The sequence below is a fragment of the Ruegeria sp. CG4 genome, assembly GCF_056537185.1.
This window is the reverse complement of the sequence record NZ_JBQFRB010000001.1, coordinates 102,692-115,497: the sequence shown is the minus strand read 5'-3', so window position 1 is coordinate 115,497 and position 12,806 is coordinate 102,692. Positions and strand designations below refer to the sequence as shown.

Here is a 12,806-nt window from a genome sequence, read left to right as displayed (position 1 = left end):
GCCGGCTCAAATCACCTGATCCAGAACCCGTTTCAGACGTTGGATGGTGCCGTCCACGTCATACAGCTTGTCCAGCCCAAACAGACCAAGGCGGAACGTGCTGAAGCCTTCAGGTTCGTCGCATTGCAGCGGCACGCCCGCCGCGATCTGCATACCCAGCGCTGCGAATTTCTTGCCGTTCTGAACATCGGGATCCGATGTATAACTGACGACAACACCGGGCGCGCCAAATCCGTCGGCGGCCACCGAGACAATTCCCTTGTCCTTCAGAATCGCCCGCACACCATTCCCCAGCGCCCATTGCGCATCGCGCAGCTTTTCGAAACCATAATCACGGGTTTCGATCATTGTTTCACGAAACGCACGAAGCGCATCCGTTGGCATCGTGGCGTGATAGGCGTGACCGCCATTTTCGTAAGCCTGCATGATCTGGCGCCACTTTTTCAGATCGATAGCAAAACTGTCCGACGTCGTTTGCTCAAGTCGCGCTTCGGCCTGTTCGGACAACATGACCAAACCGGCGCAGGGCGACGCGCTCCATCCCTTCTGTGGCGCGGAAATCAGAACATCAACACCGGTTGCCTTCATGTCGACCCAGGCGCACCCCGAAGCGATGCAGTCCAACACCATCAGCGCGCCGACTTCGTGCGCGGCTGCAGCCATGGCCGCCACATAGTCGTCAGGCAGAATCACACCTGCAGCGGTTTCCACATGCGGCGCGAACACGACATCCGGACGTTGTTCACGAATGGCCGACACGATCTCGTCAATCGGGGCCGGTGCAAAGGGCGACGGGCTGGTGTTTCCGGTCTGGCGTGCCTTCATCACGGTGGCCGAAGCCGTCAATCCACCGGTTTCGATGATCTGGCTCCAGCGGTACGAAAACCAACCATTGCGAACCACCAGAACATTGGCGTTCTGTGCAAACTGGCGGGCAACGGCCTCCATCGCATAGGTTCCGCCCCCAGGGATCACCGCAACACCGTCAGCGTTGTAGACCTGTTTCAACATATCCGAGATATCGCGCATCACCTGCTGAAAGGATGCCGACATGTGATTTAGGGACCGGTCCGTAAAAACCACCGAGAATTCTTCGAGACCGTTTGGGTCAACACTGTCCAACAACGCGGGCATGATTGTTCCTTTCCTGAGAGGTTCCTGAAGTTCTGAACCTTTTGGCGAATTTCGTAAAGCACCTTACGCACGTCACATGTTGACGCAACGGAACCTTTCTCTTCAGATCGTTTTTTGCGCCTCACACGGCCCGATCAAGGCACAAATGACGCCAATTAGGGTCACCCCTACTTTACACTTTGACGTGTTTCTGACCAGATACATACACTTTGTACAAGAAAGGTAATTTCGCAGGTGACAGGGCAAAAACGGATAAGTTTTCAGGTAGTTCGCGACGAAGTCAAAAGAAGGATCGAAGCCCGTATCTGGCCGCAGGGATCTTTGCTGCCGACCGAGACACAGCTGGCCGAAGAGTTCAATTGCGCCCGCGCGACCGTAAACCGGGCCCTTCGGGAACTGGCCGAACAAGGCTATGTCGAAAGAAAGCGGAAAAGCGGGACACGGGTCAAAAAAGAACCCAGCAAACATGCCAAGCTGGAAATCTCGCTCGCGCGCCAGACAGTGGAAAACCAGAATGCCACCTATCGCTACGCTTTGGTCGAACGAAACGTCGTACCCAGCCCTGGCTGGCTGGCATCGCAACTGAGCGTTTCATCGGACGCGCGCGTCCTTCATATCATCTGCATGCACTACGCGGACAACCGCCCCTTTCAGCTAGAAGAACGCTGGATCAATATCGAGGCCGTTCCGGATGTCGAACACGCCGATCTGAACCAAAACGGGCCGCATGAATGGTTGCTGAAGACCGCACCCTTTACCGAAGCCGAAATCGCGTTCTGTGCCGTTTCCGCTGACGGGCGACTGGCCGAATTCATGGGGACCACGACCGGCACCTCAATGATTCAGCTTGAGCGCACGACCTGGAAAGACGGAGAGCCGATGGCGTTTGCCCGCATGACGCATCACCCGGGTTTCTGCATCCGCTCAAAATACTGACTTATCCGATCGGGCCCGGAAGACGCTCTTCACTCAGCAGCACATTGGCCTCGACGTCACCGGCCCCAGGCAATGTCATGATGCGCCGCCGCAGGACGCGTTCAAAGTCCGACAGATCCCGCGCAACGACCCGAAGTCGGTAGTCATAAAGACCCAGCACATGCTCGACCGTCTGAACCTCGGGAATGGCGCTTACGGCACGTTCGAAATCCTCAAGGCTGACCTGCCCCTTGCGCGCCAGTTTCACACCCAGAAACACCGTCACCCCAAACCCCAACGCCTCGGCGTTCAACCGTAACCGGCGTCCCTTGATGATGCCTTCCTCCTCCAGCCTGCGGATACGCCGCCAGGTTGCCGGTTGCGAAAGGCCAAACCGTCGCCCCAGCGCGCCCGCGCTTTGCGACGCGTCCTGCGCCAACGCACGTAAGATCTTGCGGTCGGTTTCGTCTAGTTCCGTCATACCGGCAACACCTCGTCCCGTTTCACCCGGGCAATATGCATCAGCGCTTCGATGTCAGCGATGTGCGGCAGTGTCAGAATGCGGTCACGATACACCTGCTGGTAGTGGGACATATCCCGCGCCAAAACGGAAAGGCGCACGTCAACCCGCCCGAGAAAGGTCTGAATCTCGATCACTTCGGCCACTTTGCGTGCTGCGGCGGTGAACTCGTCAAAGGCACGTGGCTGGGTCTTGTCCAGCGTGATCCTCAGCGAAACCTCAACCGCATACCCAAGCGCGACCCAGTCGATCACGGCCTCCTGCCCCTGAATGATCCCTGCGGACTGCATCTTTTCAATCCGCCGCCAGCACACCCCTGCACTGATCCTGCACCGCTCGGCGAGTTCGGCTGTGGTCAGGCTCGGATCGGCCTGGAAATGACGCAGGATGCGACGGTCAGTATCGTCAAGCATGATTTTTTCACATAAAAGATGTTTTGCGAATTATTCTTCATCTTTTTCTCAAATACTCAACCCCAATGCTATCGCCATTGCGCCGGCGGGCAGATAGAACCACCGCAATCGAAACTGAAAGGACCGGCAAAATGCGTGTCTATTACGATCGCGATTGCGACATCAACCTGATCAAAGACAAGAAAGTGGCTATCCTGGGCTATGGCAGCCAGGGACACGCACACGCGCTGAACCTGCGCGACTCGGGTGCCAAGAACCTGGTCATTGCCCTGCGCGAAGGCTCGCCCTCGGCCAAGAAAGCCGAAGCCGAAGGTCTGCAGGTGATGGGCATTGCCGAAGCCGCCGCATGGTGCGACGTCATCATGTTCACCATGCCCGACGAGCTGCAGGCCGAAACCTACAAGAAATATGTGCATGACAATATCAAGCCCGGCGCGGCCATTGCCTTTGCCCATGGTCTGAACGTTCACTTTGGCCTGATCGAGCCGAAAGAAGGCGTCGACGTCATCATGATGGCCCCCAAGGGCCCCGGACACACCGTGCGTGGCGAATATGTCAAAGGCGGCGGCGTGCCCTGTCTGGTCGCCGTGAACAACGACGCCACCGGCAAGGCGCTGGAAATCGGTCTGTCCTATTGCTCGGCCATCGGTGGCGGCCGCTCGGGCATCATCGAGACCAACTTCCGCGAAGAGTGCGAAACCGACCTGTTCGGCGAGCAGGCCGTTCTGTGCGGCGGCATCGTCGAACTGATCCGCTGCGGCTTTGAGACTCTGGTCGAGGCAGGTTATGCACCGGAAATGGCTTATTTCGAGTGTCTGCACGAAACCAAGCTGATCGTTGACCTGATCTATGAAGGCGGCATCGCGAACATGGATTACTCGATCTCGAACACCGCCGAGTATGGCCAATATGTCACCGGCCCGCGGATCCTGCCCTATGAGCAGACCAAGAAGGCGATGAAAGAGACTCTGTCGGATATCCAGACCGGTAAGTTCGTGCGTGATTTCATGCTGGAAAACGCTGTTGGCCAACCGACCATCAAAGCGGCCCGCCGTCACAACGATGAACATCAGATCGAGCAGGTCGGTAAGAAACTGCGCGACATGATGCCTTGGATCTCGGCCGGCAAACTGGTCGATCAGGAAAAGAACTGAGCCTGACTTCTGTCAGCACAAGGGCGGCCCCGGTGGCCGCCCTTTTCAGTTTGCAACCGCATTTCGATAGCACTCTCCCAGAACGTAATCCCAGCCACCGTCGTAACTGCCGCGTTTGTCCGGTGCTTCGGTTGCCCAGGCCTGCCAGCCGGAATGGGTAAGGACTACCTTTGTTTGCCCCAGCTCGTGGTCTTCGAATTCGACTGTCACCAGGGTGGAACGCTTTTCGTCTGTTCCGGGATGCCAGGTAAACGCCACCTTTTGCCCGGGCGCAAACAACAGAACCTCTCCCCAGTCCGAACGTGTGCCGTCAAACATTGTTTCGTAAATCGCGCCACCTACAAACGGCTCGATCGAGACAGCAAGTGCCGGTTTACCGTGTGCGGCGGACACGGCATGGCCATGCAGCGGCCACCATTTTGCAATCCGGTTCACAAAAACATCAAATGCCTGTTCACGCGTCGCATTTACAATCACCGTTTTGACGATGGGATCAGTCATTGTTCTGTCCGCTTTCGTTAAATTCGGCCGCATAACTTTCCAGCACTTCGGACCAATACCGATCCAGCCAATCCCGCAACTCGGCAAGCCCCTCGGGGCGGGCAGCATATATCCGCCGGGTCCCTTCGGCACGGCACACCACGAGGCCCGCATCGGTCAGAACCCGAAGATGCTGGGACACGGCAGGACGACTGACAGGCATGTTTTCAGCCAAATCCCCAACTGCCTGCGGCTTGATTGCAATCGCTTCGAACAATTGTCGCCGGGTGGGATCACTTAAAGCAGAGAATACATATTGGTTAGCCATCACTTACCGTAAGTGAAAGCTTACCGACTGTCAAATATGGCGGCGTGACATCCCCGGATGCGCAAGATAAGGGGAAGCCATGGAAGAGAGCCCCAATTCACGCGACTGGAGCGGCGTTGTAACGCTTGGCCTGATCTGGGGCGGCACTTTCATGGTCGTTGCCATGGCCCTGGAAGGCTACGGCCCGATCACCGTGGCAACCGCCCGAACGACACTGGGTGCACTGACTTTGCTGTTGATGATGGCGGCGACGGGCCGAAAAATTCCCACTGGCAACCCGGCACTCTGGTGGTCGATCATAATCATCGGCATCCTGTCGACGGCCCTGCCCTTTGTCCTGCTAAGCTGGGGACAGCAATTTGTTCCGTCAGCCTTTGCCGGGCTTTCCATGGCCGCAATCCCGTTGATGGTTTTGCCGCTTGCCCATTTCTTTTCCGATGAACCGATGAACGCGCGCAGACTGTTCGGCGTAACCCTTGGGTTCACCGGTGCGCTGATACTGATCGGGCCAAGTCTTGCACAATTGGGGTCGGGGGCTGAACCCTTGGCTCAACTGGCCTGCGTCGGTGCGGCATTGTCCTACGCCCTGGCCTCGATCTTCACCCGCCGCTGCCCGCCCGTTGATCCGGTTGTCCTGGCCGCCTTGACGCTTGTGGTCGGTGCTGTGCTGTTGCTGCCGATCATGTTGGTTTACGAAGGTATTCCCCGTTGGGAAGGCACCCGGCCCGGTCTTGCCATCATCGTGCTGGGCCTGTTCCCCACTGCCTTTGCAACGCTCCTGCGGGTTTCCATCATTCGCAGCGCCGGATCCGTTTTCCTGACCCTGGTGAACTATCAGGTTCCAATCTGGTCAATGGTGTTTGGCGCCTGGATCCTGTCCGAGGCGCTGCCTTTCCGGTTCTATCTGGCGCTGGCAATGATCCTGACGGGGCTGGCCATCAGCCAATGGTTCAGCCTGCAGAAACTGCTTTTCAGACGCTAGCCAGCCGCCGCCTCGACCTCGGAGACGATGCCGTCAACGACTTGATTCAACAGGGTATCATCTTCGCATTCGGCCATGACACGGATCAGCGGCTCAGTCCCGGACATGCGAATCAACAAACGCCCTTGTCCGTTCAATCGCGCTTCGGCATCGGCAATCGCCGTCTTGACGTTCTGAGCTTCCAGGGGATGTTGGCCAACTTCGTAGCGGACGTTTTTCAGCAATTGCGGAACTTTCTCAAACTGCTGCGAGATCTCAGAGGCGCTGCGGCCAGCCCGAACCATTTCCGCCAGGAAATGCAGCCCTGCCATCAGCCCGTCCCCGGTGGTTGCGTAGTCTGTCATCACGATATGACCCGACTGCTCGCCGCCCAGATTGAACCCGCCTTCGCGCATGCGTTCGACAACATAGCGGTCGCCTACCGCAGTGCGTTCTAGTCGCAGCCCCCGCGCAGCCAGGTGCCGCTCGAGCCCGAGGTTGGACATGACCGTTGCCACCAACGCCCCGCCGGTCAGCCGATCAGCACGGGCCCAGCTGCTGGCGAGCAGCGCCATCAACTGATCGCCATCGGCAACCTGCCCCTGTTCATCGACAATCACGACCCGGTCAGCGTCACCGTCCAGGCAAATCCCTACATCGGCACCGTGGGCAACCACGGTTTCCGCCGCCATTTGCGGTTTGGTCGACCCGCAGTTGAGGTTGATGTTCTTGCCGTTGGGCGCGATGCCAATCGGAATGACCTCGGCACCCAACTCCCACAGAACCTCCGGGGCGGTGCGGTGCGCAGCGCCATTGGCGCAGTCGATCACAACTTTCAGACCATCGAGCCGCAATTCACGTGGCAACGAGGATTTCACACGCTCGCCATAGCGGAACCGCGCATCATCCACGCGACGCGCCCTGCCAATATTCTGGGCCTTGGCGGGGTGGACGCCTTGTTCAATCAGGTCTTCGATATCCATTTCTGCCTGATCCGACAGCTTGAAGCCGTCGGGGCCAAAAAACTTGATCCCATTGTCTTCAGCCGGGTTGTGGCTGGCAGAAATCATCACACCCAGATCAGCGCGCATCGACCGGGTCATCAGACCCACCGCAGGCGTTGGCACCGGGCCCAGCAGCAACACGTTCATACCGGTCGAAGTCAAACCTGCCGTCAGCGCGTTTTCCAGCATATAGCCCGAAAGGCGCGTATCCTTGCCGATGACCACGCGGTGCACGCCGGAGGCGTCGCGCCGGAAATATCGCCCGACTGCCGCACCAATGCGCAAAGCCATTTCCGCCGTCATCGGATGCGTGTTGGCAGTGCCCCGCACCCCGTCGGTTCCGAACAATTTGCGCATCGGTGTTTTCTCCAAAATTCCAGCCTTGGGACCGGATTACCGGACGGCAGTCCACAAGCGCAAGGCCTGAGCCGTCTCGGCCACATCATGGACCCGAATGATCTGCACACCTTGCGACAATCCGGCCAACGCAACAGCAATTGATCCTGGCGCACGCGCATCCTTGCGCGGTTCCTTGCCGATCTGACCGATGAATCCCTTGCGCGACACGCCCAACAGGATCGGGCAACCCAACCCGTGAAACAGGCTGAGGTTCCGCAACAGGGTCAAGTTATGAGCCTCGGTTTTGCCGAACCCAATGCCCGGATCGGCAATGATCTGGTCCCGGTTCAGGCCAAGGCCCTCAAGATGTTCGATCTGTCCATTGAGGAAATCGTATACATCCAGCAGGACGTCATCATATTGCGGGTCATCCTGCATCGTCGCGGGATCACCCTGCATGTGCATGAGGCAGACCGGGGCAGCGACCCGGGCACAAAACGGGGCCAGATCCGGATCAAAGGTAAACCCTGACACGTCGTTGATCAGCCCTGCCCCGGCTGCCCAGGCGGCTTCGGCGACGCTGGCCTTGCGTGTATCGATTGAAACCAAAGCATCCGTTTCCGCGCAGATCGCGGAAATCAGCGGGCGCGTCCGCTCGATCTCTTCAGCTTCCGGAACATATTCGGCGCCCGGACGGGTGGATTCCCCACCAATGTCCAGAATGCTGGCGCCATGCGTGACCATGGATTTAGCTGCGGTCACAGCGGCTTCGACCGAATTGTGCAGACCTCCGTCCGAGAAGCTGTCGGGCGTTGCGTTCAAAATGCCCATGATCTGCGGGACCGTCATGTCCAGACCTGCAACTGCCGCCCTTTTGCGGGTCAGGCGGCTGATCACTTCTTCCGGGATGTCGTTCACGGCGACCAGGACCGGGTCGCTGTCGCGTGACAGTTTTTCCGCATGGGTGAACCACAGGTCCTGCCCCGCCAACGACACCGCATGGGCCGGGCGCGTCGGTCCGTGCTGTACAAGAGGGCGAATATACGCGGTCACAGTTTGGCCTGATCCACCGGCACCGCCCGCAGGGGAGTTTTGGGAGCCTCTGGAAGATCGCCGCCTATGACCAACATCTCGCTGGCTTCGAATGTTGCCGCGAACCACGCTGCCAACGCAACCGAATCGGACGGCGCCGCTGACGGGCCATCCACCGCATCCAGAACGATCTTGGACGGCGCCCAGACACAAATCTGGCCGTTCTTCATGGCCCAATCCAGCTCTGTCCGCGTTGAAACCACCACGCACCGGTGATCGCGCGCCGCCAATACCCATGCATTTTGTTCAATGGCCAGCAGGTCGATCCGACGTTGTGTCATTGCATGACCGGTTTTCGGAACAGTCAGGTCCGATGCCCCGACACACAGGATCAGAGGGCGCTGACGGCTTTCAAGCTGATCGATCCAACCGGTCAGATTTTTCGACTGCATCGCCTCGTTCGACAAATAAACCAGACGTGGATGCGGCCGCTCTTCTTCAATCAGGTCATGATGGGCCGTGTCCTTGCCGCGAACGATCTCGACGCCCAAAGCACCTGGACCCCGGTCCAGCTTTTCTATTCTGACAAAAGCCCTTACAGCCTGAGGTTCAAGCAAGATACGCTCGGCGATCCGGTCGGCCAAAGTTTCCAGAAGGTTCAACCGCTCGGCGGCCAGTTCAAATGCAATGGCTTCTGTGACGCGGTCGTAGGACAGAATCCGGTCGACATCATCATCAATCGGATCGCTGATCGGGCGCACTTCGACCACGATGTTGAAACAGATGCGCTGCGTTGTTCCCCGCTCGGCCTGAAATGCGCCGATTTCCACTTCGACGATGTGATCGCGCAGTGAAATACGGTCCAGAGGACCCCGGGACGCTGTCGCTTCCGAGCGTTCGGACGGGTGCGCAAAGGCAAGGCGGATTTCAGAACTCATGGGTATGGCCTTTTCGGGCTCGGGCAGTGCAGGTCGCCTATCATAGGCGGTGCGCAGGCCTATAACATTCATACAAACGCCATTCCAACCGCCTAAAACGCCACTTGGGCCATTTGCACCGGCGAGAACTTGCGAAACCCGAGCGTGCGAATGCCGGTTCAGCACTCGCGGTGCTTAGTCACCAATCGGAAGCAGGTCAGTTGCTCGCGGTACGGTAATTGTGACGATAGAAGATGTGCACACCGATCCGGGCGGTTTCCTTGTACACCCGCGACCAAGACGGGCGTACGGCTTTGGTGTGATAATGCGTTGCCCCTTCGGTCAGTTGATCTGCAATCCCATCAATGGACGTGCGGGCAACTTTAGCGACGCGCTCATAGGCTTTCTTTTCGTGAATGACCTCTTTGCGGCCATCGCAGGTGTAGGTGAACTGACACTGGTACTTCTTGCCCGTTCCCTGCTGGATGACACCGCACAGATCATCCGGAAAGCGGCTGCTTTCAACCCGGTTCAAGATAACCTCGGCCACAGCAAACTGCCCACGGACGCTTTCGCCGCGTGCCTCGAAGTACAGTGCTTCGGCCAGACACTTCCAGTGCTCATCGCCGGTTGCCTTGGGCTGCTGGTCCAACCATTCCTTGGAATAGGATACGTCCAGCGGTTTGGCGTCTTTTCGGGGCGTAAATAGCTTCAGGTAATCACGAAAAACCTGACCCGGCAGTTCACTCCGAGTCACCAGCTCAGCCTTGGCGGAATGAGTCTCTTCCTTCTCGGCGAAGGATACAGTCGGCAGCACGGTTGCTGCCACAGTGGCAACAGCCATTATGTAACGTAGCATCAGATAACCTCGCACAGGCACTTCTCGCGCCATACCCTCCCCCGGCGGGCGCGATGAGGCTCTTAACGCACTGAGGGCGAAAGGTCTACATCTGAAAAAAATGCAAGAGGAAAATTGCCTGCGGGGTCGAGTTTTTTCGACCACAGGTCCTTCCAAAACCACTATTCCTAGGGCTTGCGACCCTTGTCAACCCCCAAGTCTGGACGAAATCGCCAGTTGAGCGGCAGCCAGCCGAGCGACAGGCACCCGGAAGGGCGAACAGGACACATAGTCAAAACCCAGATCGCGGCAAATCGAGATTGATTCGGGGTTTCCGCCATGTTCGCCGCAGACCGAAAGCGTGACATCCGGCTGCGCGGCACGCCCGCGTTCAGCCCCGAGTTTCAGCAGCTCGCCGACGCCGTCGCGGTCCAGTACATGAAACGGATCTTCGACAAACACGCCCTGGCGCACATAGGCGGACATGAACCTTCCCGCGTCGTCGCGTGACAGCCCATAGGTCATCTGGGTCAGGTCGTTTGTTCCGAAGCTGAGGAACGAGGTCTGTGGCGCGATCTCATCCGCACGCAGGCACGCACGCGGTGTTTCCACCATGACGCCCAGTCTGTATTCGAACTCCTGCCCCTTTTCCGACGCGACGGCCGCAGCCACGGAGTCGATACGGGACTTCACCAGCTCGACCTCGCGCCTGGCGGAAACCAGCGGAATCATGACTTCGGGCACGACGGCCGCACCATCCATACTGGCTTCGATCGTGGCCTCGAAGATGGCCCGCGCCTGCATGTCATAGATTTCAGGCACCGTAACCCCCAGACGCACGCCGCGCAGGCCCAGCATCGGGTTGTATTCAGTCATCGCATTGACCTGCCGCTCGACATCCGACACCGGCAGATCAAGTGCTTCGGCCAGTTCACGTTGCCCTGTACGAGTGGTTGGAAGGAACTCGTGCAATGGCGGGTCGAACAGGCGGATGCAGACAGGTTGCCCTTCCATGATCCGGAAAAGCTGCACGAAATCTTCGCGTTGCATCGGCAGCAAACGTTCCAGCACAGCCGCACGACCCGACGAGGTCTGCGCAAATATCATCTCGCGCATGACAATAAGCCGACCGGGATCGAAAAACATATGCTCGGTTCGGCACAAGCCGATGCCCTGGGCTTGGAAATTCCGCGCGGTCTGTGCGTCCGCCGGCGTGTCTGCGTTGGCGCGGATTGCAATATCGCGCTCGGCGTCGGCCCAACCCATCAGTGTCTGGAAACAATCGTCCAGCGCGGCCTCAAGCATCGCGGGCCGACCGCCCAGAACTTGACCCGAACTGCCATCAATTGTCAGTTCGTCACCGGTTTGGAAAACACGCCCGTCCGGAGCGGTCAGCAGCTTCTTTTTTGTCTGGAACCGCATCTCCGAAGCGCCAACGATACACGGCAGGCCCAGACCACGCCCGATCACCGCTGCGTGGCTGGTCATGCCGCCCTTTTCCGTCAGCACGGCCACTGCGGCATGCATGCCGCGCACATCCTCGGGCGCTGTTTCGCGCCGTACCAGAATGCAAGGCTCGCCCCGCGCGGCGCTGGCCTGTGCCTCGGCGGAGGTAAAAACAATCTTGCCTGTTGCCGCACCGGGGCTGGCGGCGATCCCGGTGGTCAGGATGTCCCGCTCTGCCTTGGGGTGTACCTGCCGGTGCAGCAACTCGTTCAATGAGTGCGGATCAACGCGCATCACCGCGTCCTGCGGCGGCACAATACCGTCTTCGGCCAGACGCACGGCTATCCGCATCGCGGCGCGGGCACTGCGCTGAACGCGTACCCCGTCCAGAATATGCACGTGTCCGTTTTCGATAACGAATTCGACCTGCATTTCCTCACGCAGCTTTTCGCGCATCAGCGCGGCATGAGATTTCAGGTCGTTAAATGCATCGGGGGCCAGCTCTTCGAGTGACAAGCCGCGCGGGTCTTTTTCGAGATACAGCGCCGCCACGTCTTCGCCCAAAGCGTCCCGACCCTGGCTTTGACTCAGGTAACGGCCCGTGATCTGCGGCAGCCCGGTCGTGGAATCCACAAGCTGCAGAACTCCGGAACCGCATTCCCCCTGCCCGACGCCCGGTATCATTTCCTGAATGACAAGGCCAAGGCCGGCATCGGCCGGCGCGCCCTTGGCCTGACGCAGCAAACGCGCGGAAGTGCCATCCCAGGCTCGGGCCATCGAACGCAGAACACCGATTAGTTGCTCGCCCCGATCCTGCGGAAAGGCCTCTTCGGCTTCATCTTCGTAAGCGCGCAAGGACTGGCGCAACCCCTCGCGACCGGTGAGATCGATATCATCAAACAGGTCAGGGTCCAGCCGGGCAACATGGATGGCATAACTCTGGACAAAACGCAGATACAGTGCGGCCGCTGCTTCAGCTCCCATCTTGTCGGACAGGTCAACAAAGCGGGCGTCGTTCATGCCGATGTTCAGAACCGCGCCCGGCCCGCCCCAGTCGGGGTCCTCGGAGCTGGGACGCACACACAGCAATGCAGTCGGTTCGAACTGTTCGAGAATGGCGGCGATGTCGGGGATATGACCTTCGGCGATCCGGTGGACCGCATCGAATGACAAGGCGACCGTGCGCGGGACCGGCAGGTCAAGCCGGACCAGACGTTGCAGGCATTTCGCCCGGCCGCCATGGGTATGGGCGGCGACGGGCGCGTCGGATGTGATCAGCGTTGTATGCGGGTTATTCTGCACTGCGGCACCTTTTGATTTCACCG

At 58.8% G+C, this 12,806-nt stretch carries 13 protein-coding genes; 3 read left to right on the top strand and 10 right to left on the bottom strand.

What is annotated here, in order from left to right; translation table 11 throughout:
- Positions 1-6: 6 nt before the first annotated feature.
- Positions 7-1,134, bottom strand: a complete 1,128-nt coding sequence (locus ACR0J2_RS00595) for an aminotransferase class V-fold PLP-dependent enzyme (RefSeq protein WP_480811380.1) — start codon at positions 1,132-1,134, stop codon at positions 7-9.
- A 234-nt stretch (positions 1,135-1,368) separates the two neighbouring features.
- Between ACR0J2_RS00595 and ACR0J2_RS00590 the strand changes: the two genes are divergently transcribed.
- Complete coding sequence (locus ACR0J2_RS00590; protein WP_480811379.1) at positions 1,369-2,070, top strand: GntR family transcriptional regulator; 702 nt, start codon at positions 1,369-1,371, stop codon at positions 2,068-2,070.
- Position 2,071: 1 nt separating this feature from the next.
- On the opposite strand, the gene ACR0J2_RS00585 is transcribed toward ACR0J2_RS00590, so the two are convergent.
- Both ACR0J2_RS00585 and ACR0J2_RS00580 read right to left on the bottom strand, forming a co-directional pair.
- On the bottom strand, positions 2,072-2,530 hold the full coding sequence (locus ACR0J2_RS00585; RefSeq protein WP_170676568.1) for an Lrp/AsnC family transcriptional regulator: 459 nt from the start codon (positions 2,528-2,530) through the stop codon (positions 2,072-2,074).
- Positions 2,527-2,982: an Lrp/AsnC family transcriptional regulator gene (locus ACR0J2_RS00580; RefSeq protein ID WP_480811378.1), complete on the bottom strand. Its 456-nt coding sequence runs from the start codon at positions 2,980-2,982 to the stop codon at positions 2,527-2,529. Before ACR0J2_RS00580 ends, ACR0J2_RS00585 begins: the two co-directional genes overlap by 4 nt.
- Before the next feature lie 131 nt (positions 2,983-3,113).
- On the opposite strand from ACR0J2_RS00580, the gene ilvC reads away from it, so the two are divergent.
- A complete protein-coding gene (gene ilvC, locus ACR0J2_RS00575) occupies positions 3,114-4,136 on the top strand; it encodes a ketol-acid reductoisomerase (RefSeq protein ID WP_170616439.1) in 1,023 nt (340 codons plus the stop codon).
- Between the two features lie 45 nt (positions 4,137-4,181).
- Here ilvC and ACR0J2_RS00570 read toward each other — a convergent pair whose 3' ends face one another.
- Positions 4,182-4,637 carry an SRPBCC domain-containing protein gene (locus ACR0J2_RS00570; RefSeq protein WP_170616441.1) on the bottom strand — a complete coding sequence of 152 codons (456 nt, stop codon included), beginning with the start codon at positions 4,635-4,637 and terminating at the stop codon, positions 4,182-4,184.
- A complete protein-coding gene (locus ACR0J2_RS00565) occupies positions 4,630-4,944 on the bottom strand; it encodes a metalloregulator ArsR/SmtB family transcription factor (RefSeq protein WP_170616443.1) in 315 nt (104 codons plus the stop codon). Before ACR0J2_RS00565 ends, ACR0J2_RS00570 begins: the two co-directional genes overlap by 8 nt.
- Positions 4,945-5,023: 79 nt before the next feature.
- Between ACR0J2_RS00565 and ACR0J2_RS00560 the strand changes: the two genes are divergently transcribed.
- On the top strand, positions 5,024-5,926 hold the full coding sequence (locus ACR0J2_RS00560) for a DMT family transporter (protein ID WP_480811377.1): 903 nt from the start codon (positions 5,024-5,026) through the stop codon (positions 5,924-5,926).
- Here the strand turns inward: ACR0J2_RS00560 and glmM are convergent.
- The 5 genes from glmM to ACR0J2_RS00535 form a co-directional block, all read right to left on the bottom strand.
- On the bottom strand, positions 5,923-7,266 hold the full coding sequence (gene glmM, locus ACR0J2_RS00555; protein ID WP_170616447.1) for a phosphoglucosamine mutase: 1,344 nt from the start codon (positions 7,264-7,266) through the stop codon (positions 5,923-5,925). The two genes, ACR0J2_RS00560 and glmM, sit on opposite strands and share 4 nt — an antisense overlap.
- A 36-nt stretch (positions 7,267-7,302) precedes the next feature.
- Entirely contained in the window at positions 7,303-8,301 is a 999-nt protein-coding gene (gene folP, locus ACR0J2_RS00550; protein WP_480811376.1) for a dihydropteroate synthase, read from the bottom strand.
- Positions 8,298-9,218 carry a dihydroneopterin aldolase gene (locus ACR0J2_RS00545; RefSeq protein ID WP_480811375.1) on the bottom strand — a complete coding sequence of 307 codons (921 nt, stop codon included), beginning with the start codon at positions 9,216-9,218 and terminating at the stop codon, positions 8,298-8,300. Before ACR0J2_RS00545 ends, folP begins: the two co-directional genes overlap by 4 nt.
- A 196-nt stretch (positions 9,219-9,414) precedes the next feature.
- Complete coding sequence (locus ACR0J2_RS00540; protein WP_480811374.1) at positions 9,415-10,056, bottom strand: cell wall hydrolase; 642 nt, start codon at positions 10,054-10,056, stop codon at positions 9,415-9,417.
- Between the two features lie 186 nt (positions 10,057-10,242).
- Positions 10,243-12,804, bottom strand: coding sequence for a putative PEP-binding protein (locus ACR0J2_RS00535; protein ID WP_480811373.1), 2,562 nt, complete (start codon positions 12,802-12,804; stop codon positions 10,243-10,245).
- Positions 12,805-12,806: the final 2 nt, after the last annotated feature.